The sequence below is a fragment of the Microvirga sp. VF16 genome, from assembly GCF_016864375.1.
Classification (GTDB): domain Bacteria; phylum Pseudomonadota; class Alphaproteobacteria; order Rhizobiales; family Beijerinckiaceae; genus Microvirga.
Genome location: NZ_CP069354.1, coordinates 797601 through 820710, shown reverse-complemented (window position 1 = coordinate 820710; position 23110 = coordinate 797601). Strand labels below are relative to the sequence as shown.

Here is a 23110-nt window from a genome sequence, read left to right as displayed (position 1 = left end):
CCAATGACTGGGGGACTCATGACCATGTTCGACCGCGCCACCGCCGAGGAGATGCTCGGCAGCGTCTTCGCGCCCTGGGTGCAGGAGCTCAACCTCTCCATCGAGAGCCTCAGTAATGCAGGCGCCGTCCTGCGCATGCGATTTTCTGAAAAGCTCTGCCGCGACAATGGCGTGATCTGCGGCCAGGCGCTCATGAGCCTTGCCGATACGGCGATGGTGTTCGCTGTCTCCTCCGCCGGAGGCGTTTATCGCCCCATGACGACGGTGGACCAGACCATGCATTTCCTGCGTCCCGCGGCCAATGCCGATGTGCTGGCGGAGGCGAAGGTCATCCGCCTCGGACGGACCATGGCGTTCGGGAGCGTGACGCTCACCACTGATGGCGACACGCGCCCCGTGGCGATGGCGCAGCTCGCCTACGCGCTGCTGCCGGAGAGCAAATAGAACGCCTGCCGTCCTCAGAGGCTGGCTCATAAAAGCTGTACACTGTCTTCCTCTTCCTTTGCGGGGAAGAGATGGTTCGACTGAGTGGGATCTTCCCGTCATGGCCGGGCTTGTCCCGGCCATCCCGACGCTGTGAAGCACCGCTCTTTTCCAATCGGGATCACCGGCACAAGGCCGGTGATGACGTGTAGAGGCGGCTCGTGTCTTGAATCAAATGCAGCGCTCTACTTTCCGCCCCCACCCTTCATCCCTCCCCACAAGGGGGAGGGAAACACGCGTTGCGTTGTTTATAAGCCCGCCCCTCAGAACGGCAGCGCCACGCTGGTCTTGATCTCTTTCAGGATCACGTTGGTGCGGACATAGCGGATGCCGGGTAGCCGGAACATGAACTCGTCCAGGAACTCGTTGTAGGCTTTCATGTCGCGCACCACGACGCGCAGGTGATAATCGGCATCGCCGGTGGTCGCGAAGCACTCCATGACCTCGGCGCGCGCCGTGACACGAGAAACGAACTCGTCGACGAATTTCGCATCGTGCCGCTCGAGCGATACATGCAGGATGGCGGAGGTCGCAAACCCCGCCTTCTCCCGGTCCACCAAAGCCGAATAGCCTACGATCACGCCGGATTCTTCCAAGGCGCGCACGCGCCGCCAGCAGGCCGAGGTGGACATGCCCACATCCTCCGCCAGTTGCTGGTTCGTGGTGCGCCCCTCCTTCTGAAGCTGCGCCAGAATGTGCTCGTCCTGCTTCTCCAGCATGACACCCTCTATGGCATTTTCTACCATTTATAGGTCCTACTCGCAGAATATCTACCGCGAAGAGCCCTAGAAGGGGAATGAATAGAAAGCACCTACCAGCAGTTCAGGATTATTCTAGAGAAGCCAAAAGATAGCGTTTCTCGTTCCGGGATCAGATCCATGGACCATGCTCCGTCACTCGATTCCTATCGGCTCTCCGACCGATACAGCCGTGAAAATGGCAGGGTCTTCCTGACCGGCACACAGGCCCTCGTCCGCATCGTGCTCGATCAGGCCAAGCGGGACAAAGAAACAGGGCTCGACACGGCAGGCTTCGTGTCCGGTTATCGCGGATCGCCGCTCGGCGGTGTCGATCTCGAACTCTGGCGTGTGAAGGATCAGCTGAAAGAGCACCGGATCGAGTTCCTGCCCGCCGTCAACGAGGATCTCGCGGCAACCGCGGTTCTCGGCTCGCAGCAGGTGGAGACCAATCCCGAAAGGCAGGTCCAGGGCGTGTTCGGCCTGTGGTACGGCAAAGGGCCCGGCATCGACCGCTCGGGCGATGCGCTCAAGCACGGCAACGCCTATGGCTCGTCGCCCCATGGCGGCGTGCTGGTGATCGCCGGCGACGATCATGGCTGCGTATCCTCGTCGATGCCGCATCAATCCGACGTCGCCTTCATGAGCTGGTTCATGCCGACGCTGCATCCGGCGGGCGTCAGCGAGTATCTTGAGTTCGGCGAATACGGTTATGCGCTGAGCCGCTTCTCCGGCATGTGGGTCGGCTTCAAGGCGGTCTCGGAGATCGTCGAGTCCGGCGTCTCCGTCGAGCTGCAGCCTCCGCGGCAATTCGTTGAGCCCGATTTCACGCCGCCGCCCGGCGGTCTGCATTATCGCTGGCCGGATCTGCCGGGGCCTCAGATCGAGGAGCGCATGGAGGCGAAGAAGCACGCGGTCTATGCCTTCGCCAAGGCCAACCCCATCGACCGCCGCATCTACGACATCCCGCAAGCGACCTATGGCATCGTCACCGCCGGCAAGGCGCATCTCGATCTGATGGAGGCTTTGCGCCTCATCGGTCTCGATGAGGCTGCGTGCCGAGCCCACGGGATCGACATCTACAAGGTCGGCATGGTCTGGCCGCTCGCCCTGCACGATGCACTCGAATTCGTGAAGGGCAAGCGCGAGATCCTCGTGGTCGAGGAAAAGCGCGGCATCATCGAGAGCCAGTTCAAGGAATACTTTTACGATTATCCGGGCTCGAAGCCGGAGCGCATGGTCGGCAAGCACGACGAGAATGGCGAGAGACTGATCCCCTGGACAGGCGAGCTCTCGCCACGTTTCCTTGCCGGCGTTCTGGCAAAACGCCTCGATCCGATCTTTCCCGATCTCAACCTGACACAGCGTGCGGCGGCGCTCACGCCAGACGCAGAGCGCGTGATCACTGTTCCGGGCGCAACGCGCACGCCCTATTTCTGCTCCGGTTGTCCGCACAACACCTCGACGAAGGTGCCGGAAGGCTCGAAGGCGCTGGCCGGCATCGGCTGTCACTTCATGGCGAGCTGGATGGATCGCGAGACCTCATCGCTGATCCAGATGGGCGGCGAGGGCGTCAACTGGGCTGCATCATCGAAATTCACAGGCCAGGGGCATATCTTCCAGAACCTCGGCGAGGGCACCTATTACCATTCCGGCTCCATGGCGATCCGGCAGGCCATCGCGGCAGGCGCCAACATCACCTACAAGATCCTGTTCAACGATGCAGTCGCCATGACCGGCGGCCAGCCGGTGGACGGTCCGGTGAGTGTCTACGCCATTGCGCACAGCGTTCGCGCCGAAGGCGTGGCGCGCATCGCACTGGTGTCGGACCATCCTGAAAAATTCGTCCCGGCGGACCTCCCGAAAGGCGTGACGATTCATCCGCGCGAGGGCCTCGATGCGGTGCAGAAGGAGCTGCGCGAGATCACCGGCGTCACGGTGCTGATCTACGAGCAGGCCTGCGCCACGGAAAAGCGTCGCCGCCGCAAGCGCGGGCAGATGGAGGACCCGAAGCGCTTCGCCTATATCAACGACCTCGTCTGCGAAGGCTGCGGCGATTGCTCAGTGGCGTCCAATTGCCTGAGCGTCGAGCCGAAGGAGACGCCGTTCGGCCGCAAGCGCAAGATCAACCTCTCCACCTGCAACAAGGATTTTTCCTGCCTCGAAGGCTTCTGCCCCAGCTTCGTCACGGTGGAAGGCGCCACCCGCCGGGCCAAGACCACGACGGGTTTCGACGCCGCTGCGCGGGCCGCGACGCTACCATCCCCTGCCCTGCCCGCTCTTGACAGACCATTCGATCTGCTGGTGACCGGCGTCGGCGGCACCGGTGTCGTCACCATCGGCGCGCTCATCAGCATGGCGGCGCATCTGGAACGGCGCGGCGTGTCGGTGCTGGACTTCACCGGCTTCGCACAAAAATTCGGACCCGTGCTGAGCTATGTCAGGCTTGCAGCGAACCCCGACGCGCTTCATCAGGTCCGCATCGACCAGGGTGCCGCCGATGCACTGATCGGCTGCGATCTCGTCGTCAGCTCCTCGCCCAAGGCGTCGGGCACCTATCGCCATGGCACGCGGGCCGTGGTGAATACGGCGGAGATGCCGACCGGCGACGTGGTGCGTTTCCGCGATGCGGATCTCGCCAGCCGCACGCGCCTGCGCGCCATCGAGCGGGTGATCGGAACTGGGAACATGGCGACGCTCGATGCCAACGCGCTCGCCGAGACGCTGCTCGGCGACACCGTCTATGCCAACGTGATGATGCTCGGCTTTGCATGGCAGCAGGGGCTCGTGCCGGTTTCACTCGCGGCCCTGTCGCACGCCATCGAACTCAACGGGGTCACCGTCGAGCGCAACAAGCAGGCCTTCGCCTGGGGCCGGCTGCTCAGCGCCGATCCTGACGTCGTGCACCGGGCGGCCGGCGACAAGCCGGACGAGATCGAGACGCTCGATCAGGTGATCGCGCGGCGGGTCGCGTTCCTCACCGATTATCAGAATGCCGCCTATGCCGCTCGGTTTGCGGCCATGGTGGCGCGTGTCCGCAAGGCGGAAAGCGCTCTCGGCTCCGAGACGCTGACCGACGCCGTGGCGCGCGCGCTCTTCAAGCTCATGGCCTACAAGGACGAATACGAGGTCGCGCGCCTTCACATGGAAACCGGCTTCCTCGACGAGCTGCAGCAGAAATTCGAGGGCGACTTCACAGTGCATTACCATCTGGCGCCGCCACTTCTGCCGTCGAAGCTCGATGCCCGCGGCCGCCCGAGGAAGCACAGCTTCGGTCCCTGGATCCAGACCCCGATGTCCGTTCTCGCCAAGCTGAAGATGCTGCGCGGCACCCCCTTCGACATCTTCGGCTACACGGCCGAGCGGCGCACGGAACGGGCTCTGATCGGCTGGTACGAGAACCAGATCGACAGGATTCTCGGCAATCTCGATCAACGGCGCTTCACCGACCTGCTCGCCATTGCCAAAGCCCCGATGGACATTCGCGGCTACGGCCCGGTCAAGGAAGCCGCCATTCATCAGGTGCAGTCGTATGTCGAGCGCCTGTGGGAGCGTCTGGCCGCGGAGCCCGTGATGATGGACAACCGCGCACTGCAGCAGCTTCGCGCGTGATGGCCACCTCTCCCCGTCATCACCGCCCCTGTGCTGGTCATAACGTGGGAGAGGAGGCAACAGTATCATTCCCGGCCGGAGATGGCGAAAGCCACCGGAGGGGAAGGGAATCCATGGTGCTGAGCGTGTGAGGGGACCCCCTTCCCGCGCTTCGCCCGTCGGGGATGACACGCGGGTCTGTTCTCTAAATGACTTGGCCTTAAGATTCCTGCGCCACGCCGCTTTGCGGCGTCGTCGCCATGATCTTTACAAGGGCCGCCACCAGATCGTCCGGGCGAATGGGTTTGTGAAGAAAGTCGGTGTTGGGCGGCAGATCGCCCGGGCCGGGGCCGGTTTTGCCGGAGATCACGAGCACCCCCACCTCCGGCCATCCCTGCCGGACGAGACGCGCAAACTCGAATCCGTCCATGGAGCCTGGCATGTTCACGTCCGTGAGTACGGCCGAGATGTCGGGGCGCGCCTTCAGCAGATCGAAGGCCTCGTCGGCATCCTGTGCCTCGACGACCCAGAACTCGGCCTCCCGCAGGATATCGACCTGGGTGAGGCGAACGAGGGGTTCGTCTTCGACCAGGAGAACCACCGGCTGCTTGAGGATCCTGCGATGCGGCTTCATGCAGCAGAAACGGGTCTGCCCTGATCCAGTTCCCATCGGTCGCACAGGCGTGAGCGGTCCAAAGGTTTATGCCGTGACAGGAATCTTGTCAGGAACGCCGGGCCTTGGCCGTGAGTTGCTTGATGCGGTCGACGATATCCTGTGACGGATAGGGCTTCTTCAACTGGGGGCCGGCTTCGCAGAGCGTTCCAGCAATATCGGCGGATCGCTCCACTCCGGATGTGAGAATCACATGGGTTCCCGGCTTGTTGGCGCGAATCCACCGCGCCAGTCCGAAACCATCCATGCTGCCGGGCATCTCGACATCGCTGAACACCACGTCGACCGAGACCTCAGGCGACTGGAGAATCGCGATCGCCTCTTGTGCGTTCACGGCCTCGTGGACCCGATAGCCGCATTCGCGCAGGTAATCCGCGATGACAGTGCGGATCAGAACCTCATCCTCGACCACCAGAACGGTCTGGAGAGGGGCATCCGTTTCAGCGGTGATGTTTGTCGATAATATGCTCACGCTCTGCTAATCGCCGAGCTTTGGCGTTGGTTCCATAGCGGCGATTTTGGACACGCGGTCAGTGGATCAGGTGAGCGGAGATCGTTTTTGGAAGAGAGGATCTGGCTCGGACAGAGCCAGATCCCGTTCGCCATTCAGGTTCAAGCGGCGCGTACATTCTGAAGGAAGCCGTCGACCTCCTTGCTCAGAGCATGCGAGTTGGATGCCAGCTCGCCGGCCGCGGCCAGAACCTGGGATGCGGCCGAACCGGCATGGGTTGCCGCCCCCTGAACCTGGACGATGCTCTCGCTCACATCCTGCGTGCCCCTTGCCGCTTCGCTGACATTCCGTGCGATCTCCTGCGTGGCAGCCTGCTGCTCCTCGACGGCCGCAGCAACGCTGGTCGCAACCTGATGCACCTCTTCGATGGTCAGGCCGATATCACGGATGGCCTCGACCGCGTCCTTCGTCGATTGCTGGATCTGATGAATGTGAGAGCTGATATCCTCGGTCGCGCGCGAAGTCTGGTTTGCAAGCTCCTTGACCTCCGCGGCCACGACGGCGAAGCCCTTGCCGGCCTCACCTGCCCTGGCAGCCTCGATGGTGGCATTGAGCGCGAGAAGATTGGTCTGGCTCGCGATCGTGTTGATCAGGGCGACGACCTCGCCGATCTTCTGCGCACCATCGGCCAGCGTCTCCACGAGCGCGTTGGTCTTGCGCGCATTCTGCACGGCTCTCGCCGCGGCAATGGACGTCTGCGAAACCTGCGAACCGATCTCGTTGGAGGAAGCTGCGAGTTGCTCCGCTGCCGCCGCCACGGCCTGAACGTTGCTCGAGGTCTCCTCCGCCGCGGCCGCCACTGAGTTCGATTGCTGGTTGGTCTGCTGAGCGGTCACGGCCATCGAGCGGGCCGTTGCTTCCATTTGCTGAGCAGCCACAGAAAGATGCTGGACGAGACCGCCGACGCTGCCCTCGAAGCTCTGGGCCAGCGTCATCATCTCGATTCTGCGTCGCTCGGCAGCGTGCTTCTCGGCTTCGGTCTGCGCATGTCGCAGATGCTCTGCCTCCTGCATGGCGCCGGCGAACACCTGGGTAGCCTTCCAGATATCGCCAACCTCATCCTTGCCGGCTTTCGCCTGCGGCAGGTTGTAGTCACCCGCGGCAAGCTTCTGAATGGCTTCGGTCACGCGTTTCAGCGGCTGCGCGATCTGGCGATGGCCGACGAGCCAGCCGATCAGAAGCGCAATGAGGGTACCCGCCAGCGCAATCGAGATGAGCAGCATCAGGCGCTGGTCATACAATTCGGTTGCTCGCCGATCGACAGCGGCGATCTCCTCGCTTCCCCGCTTGGTCAGGGCATCGATGCTGACCTGGAAGGCTTTCCGGTTGGCGCGGTTGGCGTCGTTGTTGCCCTGCGCATTGGCGGCCACGGGCGAGACATCGGCACCCAGGCGAACCGTCTCGGAACGGAATTTCCTGAACTCCGCGGCATCCTTGACCACGGCATCGAACAGCGCCTTGCTGTCGCCCGGAACGATCGGCTCCCACTCTTTCAGGAGAACATCGATATCCTTCAGAGTCGCGAGAAGCCCGTCGCCGAACTTGCGGGCTTCGGTCGTATCCTTCGACGCATAGATACCTCTTGCTTCCATGACGACATGGGTGACCAGCCGATTGAGGCGCTCTCCATAGAGAGCGCGGGTCGCCGCGAGCCTGACATCGTCGACAGCCTGGTTGTAGGTTTGCAGCGTGCTGATACCGACGGCAGCCGTCATGACGGCGACAACGCTCAACGCCGCAACGAGCGCAAAAATCTTCGTTCTAATTTTCATTATCAACCCCGAAGCACCAAAGCTACCGCGCAACATCCATGAATGGCATTCCAGGATATCGCGCGGATGCTTGTGTGAGGCTTGTCTTATCCTTCAGGTGGATACGGCCAAGTTTCTCCAGATCAGGTGACGGATTGTTAAGTATAAACCCATAGGAATGATTGCACGTGATTCTCAACGTGGCGGTTTCCATGGGCATTCGGTTCGACAAGGTTTTGGAGCAGGTGGCCAGGGCCGGAAACGTCAAGGGCCCCGTCTCCACGGCCGAACGACGAGAGCGCAAGGTTCAACGTATCGAAGAATCCATCCGCGCCCGCGAGGCGGTGGGCGACCGGATCGTGATGTGCTTAGGTCTAGCCCTCACCCTTTCGGCCATCGCCCTGCCGGTCTATGCCCTGCATTTCAGCGATGGCTATACCTATCTCAAATCGGCCGTGACCGACACGGCCATCGGCAGAGCCGTCGCGGCGAACGCGACGCGCTCCGTCGATCTGAGCCCCGCGACAACGGGCTCGCTGACCAAGAAGGACGTCGAACTGGCAGGGCGCACGGGAAGCACGGCAGCGCAGAGCATCGATAGAAGAGCGCAGTTCCAGCGCTACGTCGTCCATCGGGCGACAGGCGGATCCGCTCTGATCGAAGGTCCCGAAGGCCTCTGGTGGGTCACGCCCGGAATGACGCTGCCGGGGATCGGACAGGTCATCTCCATCGAGCGTTCCGATGCCGGCTGGGTGGTGCTGACCACCGAGACCATGATCACCCAATCACCGGCTGCGCGCGTGTCGAGCTAAGAGCGCAGGGGCACAATCTTAATGCCCCGCACGACACCTTCGCGCTGTCTTGAGCGACGCTGAAATCAAACCTTGTCCTACAGCCTCATGGCTTATTTCGTCGCCGTCACCATCGGCGCCGTCTGGTTTCCGAGCCAGACCCAGTCTGCACTGTCGGTCCCTTCCCGCTTCACATAGCGATAGCCCGTCTGCTGCCAGGGCAGGACGGCGTTGCGCTTGTTGTCGAGAATGTAATCGCCGCGATCGGTTCTCGCCATGAGCACGGCATGCCCGGCTCCAAGCTCGTCGATGACCACCGTCATGCGCAGGGCTCGTTGTGGCAGACCCGCTTCGGTGAGACGGCGGCGTTTCAGCAACTGGATGTCCTCGCAGTCGCCGAGTCCATCATCCGGATAATCCCAACGATCCGCAACGCCCCAATGATCCTGATCCGTTACCGGCAGGATCTCCTTGTTCACCCGCTCGTTCACATCGACGATGGTTTTCCAGATCTCCCGATCGAGAACGATCGTGTCAGGTTCGGAAAGGTTGTGAGCGCATTCCTGAGGTTGCTGCGTGCAGAACTCGATCCAGGCCGGGGTCGGCCCAGCCGCTCCAACCGAGAACAGAGCATCGCCGTGCACGGGCATTGCTGATTGAGAAAATGCAAGAGCCGAACCGGCTCCGACCATGGCGGACAGGACAACGGCACCGAGACCGGCCGACGTGAGAATGCGATTGAGGCGTTTACTCCGCCTCCCTGAAATCTCGAAAGTAATCCCGCACATGCCCCGCACCTGTTCAGCATTATTCTTTTCAATAAAGCTGTCAGCAGCGGAAGCTCAGCGCAAGCAGGAACTCGTCGCAAGGTCACGAACGACCCGACACTGTTGACTTCCAGCAACAGAGCAAGCAACCAGTTCCGGAGACCTCTTTGAATGAAGAGGGAAGATCAGTGCCGAGCGTCTCCAAATAAATTCGGCCTACTCGTCTCCCGATAGGTGTCCCGCCTCGGTGAAATGGTCACTCCAATGAGCGGTCGGGATCTCACTCTCTAACTTCAACCATGATCGGCGCATGTCAATTCAGCGCCTCGACCCATGGAGGCATCGTTTCGTTCAATATCGGCTCTGCGCCATGCTGCGACTTCTGGCCCAATGCTTCGTTCTCTTCGAAGAGATCATGAGCCGCACGACAGGCATTCCAATAAGCCCGACCAGGGATGCAGCGACGACCGGCACGAGAATGACAGCCATGGAACTCTCCTCATCATTTAGAGGTACTCCTTTGTATGGCATCGCAAGCTTGCACGAACCTGACGAAGTGCTTTCACGGCCTCATCGCGCGGACTTGAGGTTTACTACGTTCATAGGAACGGCTTCAGCTCATCTGAATCAGACATATATTGTTGAGACAAAGACCATTGAAAATTCCTTGGGAGATCTGCTTGAGAACGCTCTTCGTAACGCTCGCGGTGGTCATCGGCACCGGCGGCTGCGTGCCGATCGCCCAGGAAACGGTCGCCCTGTCGTGCTCGGACTATATTGGAAAACCCATTTCCGCGCGCATCGCCGCCTGGGGCCCACCTCGAACGGTCTATCGGATCGACCCAATCCAGGTCGGCTACGTCTTCGAAAGCAAGCAGACCACCTTCATTGGCGGCGAACCCTTTTACACGGTGAATTACTTGATCGGCGCGGACAAGCACCGCACGCCAATCCGCAAGGTCACGACAACCTGCAGCGGCGTCTTCATCGTGAGAGCGCCGTCCGATGCAATACCCGCCAACGAGCGGATCGTCGTGGACGTCATTTCAAAATAGCAGGTTATGAGCCGCCGAGCCTGAGCTTGGCGATGCTCATCATGAGATCGACACTGAACCCCTGCTCCATGGGTTCCCCGAACAGACTCAGCACAGGAGATGCTGCCGCTGTGCTGGTACTGGTGACGTCCCACATGGCGTTGAAGCGCTGGATCAGTCGGTCGACTTTCTTCGGATCCTGAAGATCCTCGATCTTCAAATACTTCTCCAGGTTCCGCACTTGAATGTCGAGATCGGCCCTCGATGCCGATTCAGGAATGCCGAATGTCGTCTGGACGAACTTGAGAAGCGCCTTGTCCGCCAGCAGGCTCATGGTTGTCTTTACCGAGGAGGCCTTGCGCTTGAAATACATGGCAAGCTGAACGCCCTGGTTCTGATCGCCCTCCTTCTTTTCAAGCGCGGTCTGCATGTAGCGCTCGACCGTCGTTGTGGCGACGCTCGGATCCCATGTGGCGGCCTCTCCCTTACTGGCGAAGTTGAACGCCGTAGCGAACTCCTTGTAGAGGGGATTGGTCATCTTGTTTGCCATGCTCAGAGGGTTCGTGACGCCCTCCTGAAGCAGTTTTCTGATGAGTCCCTTGCCGAAAGCCATGTCCTCAAGGCCATAGGCTTTCATGGCATATTTGTAGAGACGATCGTTCTTGAGAAACGCGTCGATGGATGTGACCTTGCTGATATTGGCCTTGAAGTATTCCGTCTCGCGTTTGACCGCCGGATCCTTCTCGATCAACTCCTTCGAGCGGGCGAGATTGGTCGTGATCATCTGGTAACGGACCGATGTGCTGATCATGGGGCGGTTTTCCAGTACGCAGTTGCGGGGGAATGGAGCTTCAAGGATCGAGACGAATCAATCGCCGGTCTCGTGCAGGATATCCCTGCAATCCTGCCTGAACCTGTCGGCGACATTTCTGGTGTCGCCCGCATTGAGGTGAAACTCGATCTTCCGGCTTTCATAGCGGTAGTTCGATAGCTCGACCGTCAGGCTTTGCGCTTGAGCGAGCCTGTCGACGAAGGCATGGACCTGTGCAGGCTCTGCGATCTGGCCGTATCGGTCGCGATAGATCCAATGGCCGACCTCGGGGCTGCCGCCGTCGAACCAGTAGACGGTGCTCCGGCCACGAGGATCGCTCCGGCCGAGATACTGCTTCTGGGCAACAGCCGCCGTGATGAAGGACACCGGCGGCTGTTCGCCGTCCAGCACCTGACGCTGGCAGGTCAGCCACAGGAGGGAACCGTTCTCGCCACGCAGACGGGCGAAAGCCGCCAGAGGTTGTCCCTCGGTATCGTGCCTGAGCACGTAATCCCATGATCCGAACCAGTTCGCCACTGCGCCAGCTTCGGTTGGGATGGCAAGCAACGCCGCAACGGAGGCGAGGCCAGCCGTCAGCGCCGCGATACGGGAATGGGAATGGAACGACAGCTTCTTCAGCATCGCGATAATCCTTTCCAACGAAAGAAGCCTCGCCCTTTGCAAGGCGAGGCTCCCTTCAGGTGGATGCTGGAACTCTTACTGGAAGAGCTTCAGGATCATCTGGCTGTTCTGGTTAGCCATCGAGAGAGCCTGCACGCCGAGCTGCTGCTGGGTCTGCAGAGCCTGGTAGCGGGTCGAAGCCTCGTTCATGTCGGCATCGACGTAGGCGCTCACGCCGGCGGTCAGCGAGTCGGACAGGACACCGATGAACTCTTCCTGGGTCTCAAGGAGAGCCTTGGTGGCACCGAGCATCGACGAGCCCTTCGTCACGGCTTCGATGGCGCGCTCGATGGTGGTCAGAGCGGTGTCAACCGAGGTGCCGACGCCGGCGCCGGCATTCACCGTGGCGCCGCTCTTCGTGGCACCGGTCAGCGTCGTCACAGTGCTTGCGTCGACCATGTTCTTACCGTCAAGCTTCGACACGAGACGGAGGTCGCCGTTCACCACCTGGGCGTCCACCAGAGCGCTCATGGCGCTGTCGCCGTTGATCTTGTTGACCACGTCATTGAGCGTCTTGGCCTCACCGGCTGCGAACGTCACAGTTGCTGCCGTGCCACCGCCGAAGTCAACCGTGATATCACCCGCCGAGGCTGCAGTGAGGGTGGAAGATCCATCCGCTGCGGTGACGTCGATGTTGACATGGCTGGCCGTCGGAGCCGCTGCGACGTTGATCGACGCCACGTTGGCGAGCAGACCGCCGGTGCCGGCGGTTGCGTTCTGGAACAGCTGCACGCCCGCGGTGTCGATGCTCAGCTTGCCGAGAGTGCCGTTGTCGTAGGACGTAACGAGCTGCACGCTCTGGGCGTCGCCCTTCAGCCAGTTCTGGCCATTGATGGTGGCCGAGTCCGCCGTGCTCTTGAGGCCGGCGATGCGCTGGCTCAGTTCGGTCTGGATAGCGTTAAGATCGGCGCCGGGGTTGCCGCCGGTGGCGACCTTCTTCTTCATCTCGTTGAGGTGGACGAGAGCCTTGTCCATCGCGGAGCTGAAGGTGTCGATCATCGACTTCGACTGCTTGATGGAGTCTTTCACGGAGCCGAGAGCGCCGTTGTCGGACTTCATCTGGGTCGCGATCGACCAGTAGGAGGCGTTGTGCGAAGCCTCGCCGACGCGCAGGCCAGACGAGATCTGGTTCTGGGTCTTGTTCATGGCATTCTGCGTCGACTTGAGCGACTGCAGGGCGGTCATGGCGGAGAGGTTCGTGTTGATCGAAGACATGTGCTTCTTCCTTGAATGATGTGATTGTTCAGGGAATGTCGGAGTTTAACCGACCCAGCGGAGGGGCTTCATGCCTCGAGGGAACCTCGATCCGCTGCTCACATGACATCCGGGCTTTTACCGGCAAAATGGATTGGCATCATGCCTAGCCTTCGTCTGAAGGCGTACCATAGTGCTTTCTTGGCACCTGAAGTGAATGATCACTTCATCAGCGGTGCTTGTGCTTCCCTGTTTACCGATGCCCGGCCGTTCCGTCAAGCAGAAGGACAACAACTTTCGCAAAAAACTATGTATTTACAGTTTGTTAACTATAGCAGCACCTTGCCTGGAATGGAAAAAGCGCCCGGCCATAGGCCGGACGCTTCTCATGAAGGAGCCAGTATTCCGTTCCTGGAGATGCCTAACGTGCGCCGACGGCAAACATTTTCGGCGCAGTCGCCGTCAGGGCCTTCGCGTAGAGACCGCGATGAGCCGGATCCAGCGCCAAGGCGTCCGTGACCCCGAGCACGGTCTCGGATGCCCCGAGGAGGAGCGAGCCGTCCGCCGCCATCGTGTTGGCAATCCGACGCAGCACATCGGCCTTGAGAGGCGCATCGAAGTAGATCAAGACGTTACGGCAATAGACAATGTCGAACTGCCCCAGGCGACTGAAATCGTCAAGGAGGTTCAGATAGCGGAAGTCCACCATCGACCGGATCTCAGGTGAGATCTGCCATTGGTCGCCTACCTGCGTGAAGTACTTCACGAGAAGGCGGATCGGTAATCCGCGCTGCACTTCGAACTGGTTGTAGAGACCCGCCCTGGCCTTCTCCAGCACGTCCGTAGAGATGTCAGAGGCAATGATATCGATGTGCCATCCCGGCATCCGGGCGGAAGCTTCCTTCAAAAGCATCGCCAGCGAATACGGCTCCTGGCCGCTCGATGCCGCGGCACACCAGATCCGCAACCTGCGGCTCGATGCCCGCTCCTTGATATACTTGGGAAGCAGGACATCCTGGAAGAGATCGAAAGGCGTCTTGTCGCGAAAGAAGAAGGTCTCGTTCGTCGTCATCGCCTCGATCGTCGCCTTCTCGAGCGCGATCACGCGGCCGGTCCTGATCTCACGGACGAGGTGCGACAGGCTCTCGAGCTTGAAACGCGTACAGACGGATGAGAGGCGGCTCTCGACGAGATATCGCTTGTCAGGCGAGAGGGCCAGGCCCGACCGGGCCTTCAGAAAGACGCGCAGGGCTTCGAATTCGGATTCGGTCATTTCGAAGCTCCGGTCATGAGGCCTTTCAACGAGCGGCCGATGGATTCCAGGGGAAGAACCTCGTGAGCGAGGCCCGCCTTCACGACACTGCCCGGCATTCCCCAGACGATGCTCGTCGCTTCATCCTGGGCGATCACGGCCGCACCCGCCTTCGTGAGGAAGCGCGCGCCATGCGTTCCGTCCGAGCCCATGCCGGTCAGGACAACGGCAAGCGCCGATGCGCCATAGACCGCCGCGGCCTCTCGGAACAGGACATCGACGGCCGGACGGCAGAAGTTCTCGGGAGGTCCGTCATTGAGCCGGATGATCGCCTTGCCGCCGGACGATGCGACTCCCATATGCCTCCCGCCGGGAGCAACGAGAATCGTTCCGGGGACGATAGCGTCTCCATCTCTCGCCTCCCGTGCCGGAATGGACAACAGAGCTTGCAGATGCTCTGCAAAGACCGCAGTGAACATCGCCGGCATATGCTGGACAATCAGCACTGGGATACCCGGCAGCACCGGCCGCATGTCTGACAGAACCCGTTCAACAGCCCGTGGACCGCCCGTGGAGGAGCCAATCAGAAGACATTGTGGCCGCGTGATACTGGATCTTACGGGAGACAGCGGAAGCGAAGAGACAGCCGCCGGAGTCAGCGCTGCATAAGTCCTGGGTTGGCGAGTCCTTGTTTCACTCAACGCTCGCATCTTCTCGACGAGGTCGCGGCGAAAATCATTCGCCGCCCCCGCAGCCCGCGCGCTTTCAGGCTTCGCCAGATAATCGACAGCGCCGAGCGAGAGACATTTCAGCGAGATCTCGGCATTCCTCTGCGTCAGAGTCGAGATCACGATCACCTTGCTCGATGGATGCGCCTTCAGGATCAGCGGCAGAGCCGCAAGGCCGTCGACTTCCGGCATCTCGATATCGAGCAGGATGATCTCGGGTTTCGAGCGTTCCGCGGAATCGACCGCCATACGGCCGTTGGACGCCGTAGCGACAATCTCGAAGCCGCCCGCTTCGGTGAGCCATCGACCGATCATGCCGCGAATGACGGCACTGTCATCAACGATCATCACGCGGGTGGAGCGACCAGGGCTAGAGCTTGTCCGGGATACAGGAGCGAGCGCCATCGTCTTACACCGAATGCGATGTGGAAAGAACGCCCAGCTCTTGGAACTTGGCCGCGAGAATGTTCTTGTCGAAAGGCTTCATGACATATTCGTCTGCGCCGGCCTCCAGCGCACGCGTAATATGATCCAAGCCGTTCTCCGTCGTGCAGAAGACGACTTTCGGCGCCTGACCTTCCGGAGTGCTGCGCAGTTCCTTGAGGAAGCTGTAGCCGTCCATGACGGGCATGTTCCAATCGAGGAGAATAACGTCCGGCATTTCAGCCTGGCAGGCCTTCAGGCCCGCTTCACCGTTCTCGGCCTCCGAGACGCGGAATTCGAGGCTCTCGACAATTTCGCGGGATACCTTCCGGATCACGCGGGAGTCATCAATGATCAGGCAATAATTCATGAAAGAAATTCCCAGGCCTCATCGCCCTGCTGCCTCAGATGGAAGGCTGGCATCAAGAGCGAATGTCGGATTTATCGACGAAGTTGAAATTCTCGACCAAGATCTCCTTGACGATCTCGGCTCCTAAACGCTTGTTGATTTTCTCCCGCACATTACCGATCATTCCATTGACGTTGTAGCGAGAGAGCTTTTTGAAATCGAGCGTCTCATCGGCATAGACATGGCGAAAGACCTCGTCCTGGATGAAGGCCTCGGGCGGCACGGAGATTTCGCGCAGGGTCTTGGCGTCAGCCGTGAAGACCAGATTCGCGATCACATAGCCCTGCACGGCCCCTTCCGCGACAATAGGGATATTCATCGGGGGCAGCTTCTTATACTGCAACCCTTCGTAGTTTCCTTTCTCCTCCGCAGGCGCCTTGCCGACGGTCCAGGTCACGGCCGCATAGCAGGATGCCAGCGTTACGGCACAAACCCAGAATCCTGCCATGACGTTCTTCATCATGCGCCGTAGCCCGCCTTGTTCATATGCGCCGAATAGGTGCTGTCGGACTCCGCGCTTTGGATCGCGTTCGAGATGATGCTCGCGACCTCCTGTACGGCATGCATGTGACGCCGCAGAATATCCTGGTTGACCTCGATCTTTGACTGGAGATCCTGAAGACGCTTCGTTGCCTTCTGATCGAGGGTGTGGATTTCGGCAGTCCGGACGATTCGGCTGATCTCAAGAAGGCATTGGCTCTTGCGCCGGTTGAACTCATCGAGGTTGGACAGATCCCGCGCCATGAGAGCAGCGGTTTCCATATCCAGAGTTTCTTCAAGACGATCCAGGGACTTCATCAGCATCATGTTGCTTCCTGCTTTCTGGCGATGATCGGCCGCCAACCTCGTCAAATCTTTTGGAGTGCGATCTTACCGGAGAAGTTCGGCGCTGCCGGAGCGGTTAGGATATCCGCGGAAGGTCCGGCCTCCCGGGAGCCGAGAAGGTGCTTCGCAATGCCTATGCCGCCTGCCTTCGAAATCTGCGCTCCGATCTGCTCAGCCATCATGGACTTCCAGATCGATCCGGCGTTACCCTTGCCATAGGTGTTCTCCGCATCCTTCGGGAGCATGGACTCGACGAATGTCTGAAGAATATAGGCTTCGAATTCCTGGTGGGCCTTCTTCGTTTTGGTGGCACTGATTGACTCAGCGTCGTTACGAAGCGAGTTCCGGAGGGTGTAAACATCGGCACCGGACGCCATCAGAGGCTGACCGGCCACGGACTTCACGGCATCCTCGAAGCTGGCTCCGTCCACAGCGGACGCGCCATCAAGAAGCTTCTGCGCCGCGGCTTGATAGCGCGCGGGATCTGCTGCCCTCGCGACGTCATTGACAATATCTGAGGGCGGGCTGATCGCCATCTCGCATCTCTCAAGTTTCTCGACTTGAGACAACATGTAACCCGGCTAGCTTACGGGAAGCTTGCGCTCTTTCCCTTTGCGAGCGTCTCAAGAATGGAAGCGAGATCCTTTTTCTCGACCTCCCGGCGGTCCTGATCCTTGAGGCCGGACAGCATCTTCTCCGTCCGCTTCGACTGCATCGCCTTGTCAAGGGTGACAACCTTCTGCACCGCCTTCGCCTTCTCGACTGCGCTGGCTTGAGACGCCAATCCTTGCAGGCGCTTGGCGGCGACATCGACGAAGAGGCCGTGAAGCGTCTCGTGATCGTTCATCGTCTGAATGAGCGTCTCCTGGGCGACCTTGAGTTCTGATGCCTCCCGCTCCAGATTGGCGAGCTTCAGCTCGGCCTCCTTCTGAAGATGCTGCTGGACCTTCAGGATGCGGTCGATTTTTCGAATTCTCTGTTTCATCTACCCTACCCGTCCCGCAACCAGGTTGAGAACGCTTCCATGAAAAGGAGAATGTAATCGCTTGCGGCAAAGTAGACGATCAGCAATCCACCGATCATGATGAAAGGGGTCGCCAGGAAGTAAACCGGGATCTGCGGCGTGAGCTTGTTGGTCAATCCGACGGCCAGATTGACGATAACCGAACACAAGATAAAGGGGCTGCTGATCCTGAGGGCGAGCACGAAGGCGACGCCCACCTGGTCGACCAGTTGCGTCAGCGAGAGTCTCGTGCCGAACCCCTCCCCCATTGGCAGCCGTGAGTATGAGGCGATGAGCCCGCGAAACAGCTCCCAATGAAGGTCGGACAGGAAGAGAACGGCCGTCGCCACCATCATGATGAAGGAACTGATCGGAGGCAGAGGTTCCGCCTCATCGATCGGCGTTCCCGGCATGCTGCCGAGGCTCAGCGCCATCGCGACGGCACTCACCATCGTTTGCAGCGCCAGGAAATACACGCGCCCCAAAAGACCGATCAGGAGACCGGTCAGCAGCTCCGACCCGATATAGACCAGAATCGCGGCAGGAGCCTGAGATGTGATGCCGGCCTGAACTTTCTCCAGAAGGACCGGAGCCAGCGCCAGACTGGTGGCCAATCCGATAAAGAGCCGCACCTGGATCGGAATCCGGCTGCTCGAAAAGCCCGGAGCGATCATCAGGCATCCGCCGATCCGGCAGAAGATCAGGAATATCCCCAGCAGGATCTCAGGGGTAACTTGGCTCACGAGATCGTACCAAGCGAGTTGACCTCGACCCCCCGGGCGATTTCCAGATGCGACAGAACCGGCAGGGACGAGAACATACGCTCGATGATCATGCGCACATAAGGACGGGCATCCGGCGCCGTCACGACGGCAAAGGTATGAACCTGTCCCATGCGGGTCTTGATGGCGTCGGATGCCTCGGCTCCGAACTGCTCGACGAGACGCGGATCGATGTCAAACTCGATGACGTCACCCTTTACATCCCGCTTCAGGCTCTGATGGAATGCGATATCCCACTTGTTGCCGAGCCGGAGCACATTCAGGGCACCTCCCTCTGCGAGATCGCCGCAGATCTGCTGGGCGATCCGCACCCGCACATGTTCCACCAGTTGCTCGGCCCGGCGAGCGTGAGGGGCAATCTCGGCGATTGCCTCGAGGATCAGGCTCAGGTTGCGGATGGAGACCCGCTCGGCCAGCAGGAGCTTCAAGACGGATTGAAGTCCGGAATAGGAGATCTGCGACGGGCAGATGTCGTCAAGGAGGCGCTTGTACTCGGAATCGAGACCGTCCAGGAGATTGCGAACGTCCTTGTAAGACAGAAGCTGAGGCAGGTTGTTGCGGATCACTTCGCTCAGATGCGTGAGGAGAACCGAGGCTCCATCCACGGCCTGAAAGCCCTGTCGCTTGATCTCGTTCAGATAGACGTCCGAAACCCACAAGGCTTTCATGCCGAAGGCCGGCTCCCGTACCTCATCTCCCGGAACGTCGGGCGTTGGGCCATCGCCGAGCACGACGAGAAGATCGCCCGGGCGGACTTCCTGCGTCGCCACGACGGTGCCGTGAATTTTGATCTGATAGCTCTTCGGCGGAATCATGAGGCTGTCGGAAAGCTTCACATCCGGCAGAACGAAACCGTAATCCTGAGCGAACTTCTTGCGCATCTTGCCGACGCGGTGCGCCAGGTCCCCGTGCGAGCTCGCAAGATAGGACGCCAGATGCTTGCCAAGGCAGAGTTCGATCTCGGCGAGCTTCAGGGATTCCTTGACCGAGTCACGCGATTCCAGAAGGTTCTGCTGCTGCTCCTGCGCCAGCTTGGCCTGAGCCTGCGCTTCCTGATCGGCCCTCTGCTTGGGAATCGAATAGGCGATGAAACCCATGCAGCCGCCGAGCACCAGGAATGGGATCATCGGCAGGCCAGGCACGATGGCAAAGACGAACATCAGAGCCGCAGAAACCATGAGGGCTCTGGGATAGGCACCAAGCTGCCCGAGCACGGCCTGTTGTGCCTGCCCCCTCGTTCCACCCTTCGAGACCAGGAGACCCGCAGCCAGGGAGACGACAAGAGCCGGAATCTGGCTGACCAGTCCGTCACCGACGGAAAGCTGGACGAAGACATCGGCTGCTTTGGACAGAGGCATGCCGTGACGCGTGACGCCGATGACGATGCCGCCAAAGATATTGACCGCGATCGTGATCAGGCTTGCGACAGCCTCACCGCGGACGAATTTCGAGGCACCGTCCATGGATCCGAAGAAGGCGCTCTCCTCTTCGAGCTCGCGCCGTCTCTTCTGGGCTTCCTTCTCATCGATCAGGCCCGCGGACAGATCGGCATCGATCGCCATCTGCTTGCCGGGAATGGCATCGAGCGTAAACCGGGCGCCCACCTCGGCGATACGGGTCGCGCCCTTGGTGATGACCAGGAAGTTGACTGTGATCAGGATGATGAAGACGACGATGCCGATGACAAAATCGCCGCTCATCACGAACTGGGAGAAGCCACTGATCACATGACCCGCGGCATCGACGCCTTTGTGGCCATCGGACAAGATGAGACGAGTCGAAGCGATACTCAGCGCAAGCCGCAACAAAGTTGCAATGAGGAGGACGGTCGGGAAAGCGGAAAACTCGAGAGGCTTCTGAATCCAGAGCGCCACCATCAGGATCAGGACGGACAGCGCAACCGAGAGGGCAAGACCCATATCGATCGCAAGCGGTGGAATCGGGAGAAAGAGAATGGCAAGGATGCCGACCACGGCGCCGGCGAATGCCAAATCCCTGCCGCGCCCTTGGGCTGTAACTTCACTTGCTTCCATGTGCCTGTCAGCTCAACGAATGAACGGTGAGACTGACACATGAACCATGAAGCTTGCGCGAGGGTCGCAAACCCACCTTGAGGAGCTGCTCCTCACCCCGCATGCCGTTCGAACGGCGACGATTTAGAACCCTGTTACAATTCGGCCATAGACCAGTTCGGTAAAGGCGAAAATCTGCGACCCGACGAAGGATCCCGTCACGAGGGCCACTACCAGAATGGCGATAATCTTCGGGATGAAGGTGAGAGTGACTTCCTGGATCTGCGTCAGTGCCTGAATGAGGGCAATGACGATACCGATGATCATTGCCGCAGCGACGGCAGGTCCTGCAGCAATGATGACGGTCCAAATGGCTGCCCGCACAAGTTCAAGGGCATCGACCTCGTTCATCATCAGCTCACAACAACGCCTGGGCCGAGAAGGAGATGAGTCCCATCCTTGAGCTTTGCGACGGCCCCCTCGCTGGTGATCGTGACGGAGGATACCTCGCCCGAGACCTTGCCATCGGCGGTCGAGACCTTGCGACCGATAACACTGTCAGCCTGCGACCACGCGGAAGACGTTAGCAGGGCATCGAGCTTGGAATTGCTTTTCACGGTCTGCTCGACCTGAGAGAAGGTCGCGAGCTGAGCCATGTAGTCGGTCGACTTCATGGGCTCGGTCGGATCCTGGTTCGTCATCTGCGCCATCAGCAGCTTCAGGAAATTGTCGTAGTTGACGGTCGAAGAACTATCGGTCGTGGTCGATCGCTGCGTGGTGAAAGCACTTGAGACTGAGGAGACGTTCATCGTGAGGCTCCTAATTATGCCGCCTGAACTGCGGCGGCTTCCTCTGGTGTGGGTTGATGAGCCTCGACCGGCTCGAACAAGGTTCGGATGAGCTTCAGCGCCTCGAATGTCCGGTCGGCTTCCACAAGATCGCCGACCTTGCGCAGAGTGTCCTTCACGCCCTCATCGGTTGAGACCTGGAGCAGAGCATCGTGCAGCTTGCGGAACGCACCCATGACCTTGGCCGCTTCCTGCGGATTGATCAGGAGAGATTGCACGACGAAATAGAGCTGACGCATCGGGGTCGTCGCCTCCGTGACCTGGAGAACATGGCTCTCCAGGAGAAAGCGCGCTTCGTTCAGAAGGCTCAACGTTACCTTCTGACTGACGGTCAGGACGGCGCCATTGATAAAGATGCGCTCACCGGCCTTGAGGGAGAATCGCATTTTAGCTTTCATTTCAGACCTTCCTGGATCATGGCATTGATATCGATCAGCGCTTCGAGACTTTTCTGCTCACCCCGGACCACACGATCCGATTCACGCATCACCCAGAGGCCGATGGAAATAAGCTGGCCTTTCAGCTGGTCGGACAAACCGTTGTCGGGATGCCCCAGATCTTTGATCAGGAAAGTCCAAAGCCGTTGAACGAAAACGATTGCGTCGATCATTTCAGGGGATTGCGAGGGCTTCCCCTCGGCGCCTTTCATCAGGTTAATGGCGCGATCAAAGAGTTCGTATTCACGTTGACGGCCTTCTCTGGAAGAGTCTTCGATAACTTCTGCGTAGGAAAAACGATACATTATTGAACTCCGACAATCAGATGAAGTTGATCAGACTCAAATTCTTGAGTTGCGCCGTTAGGGAGTAGGATGTTTGAAGTTGAGTCGACAGCTGATCGATTCTGATCTTTGCCTCCGCAGGATCGACCGCTTCTAAATGCATGATCTTTTCGTCAAAGATGTCTTTCTGCAGGCTCATCCTCTCGCCCGCCTGCTCGATCTTCTCCTGCACGGTTCCCAGCTTCGCCTGCATGCCGGTCACGCCTGTGGTGGCACCAGAGAAGGTTTCGATGGCCTTATTGATCAAGACCTCTTTCGTCTCGTCATTGAGCCCGCCAAGGCCAAGATCGAATATCATCGTATAGGCCATCGACAATTTCTGAATCGCTTCATCGTTGGCATTGACGGACGTCTCGAGTCTCTCTTGTGGAGAGATCCGACTCTGGATGTTCTCACTTGAGGCGTTCGACCAGTTCTGCCAGTTGGCCCCCTTGAAGAGATCAGCAAACGGCCCGTCTAGAAACGCTTCCATCTGAGCGGGAGTGATCGTCGATACAGCTGCAGCGTCCTGATTGAATCCGAAGCCAAGCGGCGGTGCTGCCGCGAAAGCCGCATCGACAGCGGCTTTCGCAGCTCCACCCTCATAGCTGTTAAGAGGCTTCTCTTGGGAGTTCAGCCCGCCGAAGATGTATTGACCACCAGCTCCGGTGTTCATGGCCGATATCATGTTGGCAAGATTGGCTTTCGCCTGATACGCGATCGTCTTAGCAGTTGCTTCGGTTATTGGCGTGGAGATCAGAGCGTCCATGAGCTTGTCCGCAGTCGTTCTGATCTGATCCAGCGCCTTTGTCGTCGACTTGATGCGCAGAAGAGCGGACGCATTGCTATCGGTCAGGGCATCGAGCTCGGCGCGATCCTGACGCAAGGACAATGTGGTTCCCGTCTTGTAGCCGAGCTTCAGGCCGACATCGGCCTCGCGCCCGGAAACGAGCTCCTTGTTGGCCTTCACCAGATTGGCCTGGAGCTTGTCCAGGGACGATTTGGACGAATTCCAAAGGGACATTGTTGAGACGAAAGTCGTTC

Annotated in this window: 27 protein-coding genes; 4 read left to right on the top strand and 23 right to left on the bottom strand. The window is 59.7% G+C overall.

Translation table 11 applies throughout. The features are described from left to right. The first annotated feature begins 3 nt into the window (after positions 1–3). On the top strand, positions 4–444 hold the full coding sequence (locus JO965_RS03935; protein ID WP_246776737.1) for a PaaI family thioesterase: 441 nt from the start codon (positions 4–6) through the stop codon (positions 442–444). Positions 445–746: 302 nt separating this feature from the next. Here JO965_RS03935 and JO965_RS03930 read toward each other — a convergent pair whose 3' ends face one another. Next, positions 747–1202 (bottom strand): Lrp/AsnC family transcriptional regulator, encoded by a 456-nt coding sequence (locus JO965_RS03930; protein WP_203444049.1) that lies wholly within the window; start codon positions 1200–1202, stop codon positions 747–749. A gap of 159 nt (positions 1203–1361) precedes the next feature. Here JO965_RS03930 and JO965_RS03925 point away from each other — a divergent pair, with 159 nt between their 5' ends. Further along, positions 1362–4832 carry an indolepyruvate ferredoxin oxidoreductase family protein gene (locus JO965_RS03925; RefSeq protein WP_203442412.1) on the top strand — a complete coding sequence of 1157 codons (3471 nt, stop codon included), beginning with the start codon at positions 1362–1364 and terminating at the stop codon, positions 4830–4832. A gap of 199 nt (positions 4833–5031) precedes the next feature. On the opposite strand, the gene JO965_RS03920 is transcribed toward JO965_RS03925, so the two are convergent. From JO965_RS03920 to JO965_RS03910, 3 genes are all read right to left on the bottom strand, one after another. Continuing rightward, positions 5032–5445: a response regulator gene (locus tag JO965_RS03920; RefSeq protein ID WP_203442411.1), complete on the bottom strand. Its 414-nt coding sequence runs from the start codon at positions 5443–5445 to the stop codon at positions 5032–5034. An 88-nt stretch (positions 5446–5533) separates the two neighbouring features. After that, entirely contained in the window at positions 5534–5956 is a 423-nt protein-coding gene (locus JO965_RS03915) for a response regulator (RefSeq protein ID WP_203442410.1), read from the bottom strand. 140 nt (positions 5957–6096) lie between these two features. After that, entirely contained in the window at positions 6097–7767 is a 1671-nt protein-coding gene (locus JO965_RS03910; RefSeq protein ID WP_203442409.1) for a methyl-accepting chemotaxis protein, read from the bottom strand. A 167-nt stretch (positions 7768–7934) separates the two neighbouring features. On the opposite strand from JO965_RS03910, the gene JO965_RS03905 reads away from it, so the two are divergent. Then, a complete protein-coding gene (locus tag JO965_RS03905; protein ID WP_203442408.1) occupies positions 7935–8558 on the top strand; it encodes a hypothetical protein in 624 nt (207 codons plus the stop codon). Between the two features lie 92 nt (positions 8559–8650). On the opposite strand, the gene JO965_RS03900 is transcribed toward JO965_RS03905, so the two are convergent. Both JO965_RS03900 and JO965_RS03895 read right to left on the bottom strand, forming a co-directional pair. Further along, positions 8651–9325: a transglutaminase-like cysteine peptidase gene (locus tag JO965_RS03900; RefSeq protein ID WP_203442407.1), complete on the bottom strand. Its 675-nt coding sequence runs from the start codon at positions 9323–9325 to the stop codon at positions 8651–8653. A gap of 330 nt (positions 9326–9655) precedes the next feature. Next, a complete protein-coding gene (locus tag JO965_RS03895) occupies positions 9656–9793 on the bottom strand; it encodes a hypothetical protein (RefSeq protein WP_203442406.1) in 138 nt (45 codons plus the stop codon). Between the two features lie 191 nt (positions 9794–9984). On the opposite strand from JO965_RS03895, the gene JO965_RS03890 reads away from it, so the two are divergent. Then, positions 9985–10359, top strand: a complete 375-nt coding sequence (locus JO965_RS03890) for a hypothetical protein (RefSeq protein WP_203442405.1) — start codon at positions 9985–9987, stop codon at positions 10357–10359. 4 nt (positions 10360–10363) lie between these two features. On the opposite strand, the gene JO965_RS03885 is transcribed toward JO965_RS03890, so the two are convergent. From JO965_RS03885 to JO965_RS03805, 17 genes are all read right to left on the bottom strand, one after another. Beyond that, positions 10364–11149 carry a DUF1217 domain-containing protein gene (locus JO965_RS03885; RefSeq protein ID WP_203442404.1) on the bottom strand — a complete coding sequence of 262 codons (786 nt, stop codon included), beginning with the start codon at positions 11147–11149 and terminating at the stop codon, positions 10364–10366. 57 nt (positions 11150–11206) lie between these two features. Beyond that, entirely contained in the window at positions 11207–11791 is a 585-nt protein-coding gene (locus JO965_RS03880) for a hypothetical protein (protein ID WP_203442403.1), read from the bottom strand. Positions 11792–11866: 75 nt separating this feature from the next. Next, positions 11867–13045 (bottom strand): flagellin, encoded by a 1179-nt coding sequence (locus tag JO965_RS03875; RefSeq protein WP_203442402.1) that lies wholly within the window; start codon positions 13043–13045, stop codon positions 11867–11869. Between the two features lie 400 nt (positions 13046–13445). Next, positions 13446–14297, bottom strand: a complete 852-nt coding sequence (locus JO965_RS03870) for a protein-glutamate O-methyltransferase CheR (protein WP_203442401.1) — start codon at positions 14295–14297, stop codon at positions 13446–13448. Further along, positions 14294–15409 carry a chemotaxis response regulator protein-glutamate methylesterase gene (locus JO965_RS03865; protein WP_203442400.1) on the bottom strand — a complete coding sequence of 372 codons (1116 nt, stop codon included), beginning with the start codon at positions 15407–15409 and terminating at the stop codon, positions 14294–14296. The genes JO965_RS03870 and JO965_RS03865 overlap by 4 nt, the downstream gene beginning before the upstream one ends. Before the next feature lie 4 nt (positions 15410–15413). After that, positions 15414–15797 carry a PleD family two-component system response regulator gene (locus JO965_RS03860; RefSeq protein WP_203442399.1) on the bottom strand — a complete coding sequence of 128 codons (384 nt, stop codon included), beginning with the start codon at positions 15795–15797 and terminating at the stop codon, positions 15414–15416. A 52-nt stretch (positions 15798–15849) separates the two neighbouring features. After that, a complete protein-coding gene (locus JO965_RS03855) occupies positions 15850–16299 on the bottom strand; it encodes a hypothetical protein (protein WP_246776736.1) in 450 nt (149 codons plus the stop codon). Continuing rightward, on the bottom strand, positions 16296–16643 hold the full coding sequence (locus JO965_RS03850; RefSeq protein WP_203442398.1) for a flagellar protein FlgN: 348 nt from the start codon (positions 16641–16643) through the stop codon (positions 16296–16298). Before JO965_RS03850 ends, JO965_RS03855 begins: the two co-directional genes overlap by 4 nt. Positions 16644–16684: 41 nt before the next feature. After that, positions 16685–17197 carry a rod-binding protein gene (locus JO965_RS03845; RefSeq protein ID WP_203442397.1) on the bottom strand — a complete coding sequence of 171 codons (513 nt, stop codon included), beginning with the start codon at positions 17195–17197 and terminating at the stop codon, positions 16685–16687. Positions 17198–17247: 50 nt separating this feature from the next. Further along, positions 17248–17646: a hypothetical protein gene (locus JO965_RS03840; RefSeq protein WP_203442396.1), complete on the bottom strand. Its 399-nt coding sequence runs from the start codon at positions 17644–17646 to the stop codon at positions 17248–17250. 5 nt (positions 17647–17651) lie between these two features. Continuing rightward, positions 17652–18407, bottom strand: a complete 756-nt coding sequence (gene fliR, locus JO965_RS03835) for a flagellar biosynthesis protein FliR (protein WP_203442395.1) — start codon at positions 18405–18407, stop codon at positions 17652–17654. After that, positions 18404–20479: a flagellar biosynthesis protein FlhA gene (flhA, locus tag JO965_RS03830; RefSeq protein ID WP_203442394.1), complete on the bottom strand. Its 2076-nt coding sequence runs from the start codon at positions 20477–20479 to the stop codon at positions 18404–18406. The genes fliR and flhA overlap by 4 nt, the downstream gene beginning before the upstream one ends. Positions 20480–20602: 123 nt before the next feature. After that, positions 20603–20869: a flagellar biosynthetic protein FliQ gene (locus tag JO965_RS03825; RefSeq protein WP_203444047.1), complete on the bottom strand. Its 267-nt coding sequence runs from the start codon at positions 20867–20869 to the stop codon at positions 20603–20605. 2 nt (positions 20870–20871) lie between these two features. Next, positions 20872–21267, bottom strand: a complete 396-nt coding sequence (gene flgD, locus JO965_RS03820; protein WP_203442393.1) for a flagellar hook assembly protein FlgD — start codon at positions 21265–21267, stop codon at positions 20872–20874. A 14-nt stretch (positions 21268–21281) separates the two neighbouring features. Further along, complete coding sequence (gene flbT / locus JO965_RS03815; protein ID WP_203442392.1) at positions 21282–21704, bottom strand: flagellar biosynthesis repressor FlbT; 423 nt, start codon at positions 21702–21704, stop codon at positions 21282–21284. After that, on the bottom strand, positions 21701–22048 hold the full coding sequence (flaF, locus tag JO965_RS03810) for a flagellar biosynthesis regulator FlaF (RefSeq protein WP_203442391.1): 348 nt from the start codon (positions 22046–22048) through the stop codon (positions 21701–21703). The genes flbT and flaF overlap by 4 nt, the downstream gene beginning before the upstream one ends. Before the next feature lie 16 nt (positions 22049–22064). Continuing rightward, entirely contained in the window at positions 22065–23090 is a 1026-nt protein-coding gene (locus JO965_RS03805; RefSeq protein ID WP_246776844.1) for a flagellar hook-associated family protein, read from the bottom strand. Between the last annotated feature and the right edge of the window lie 20 nt (positions 23091–23110).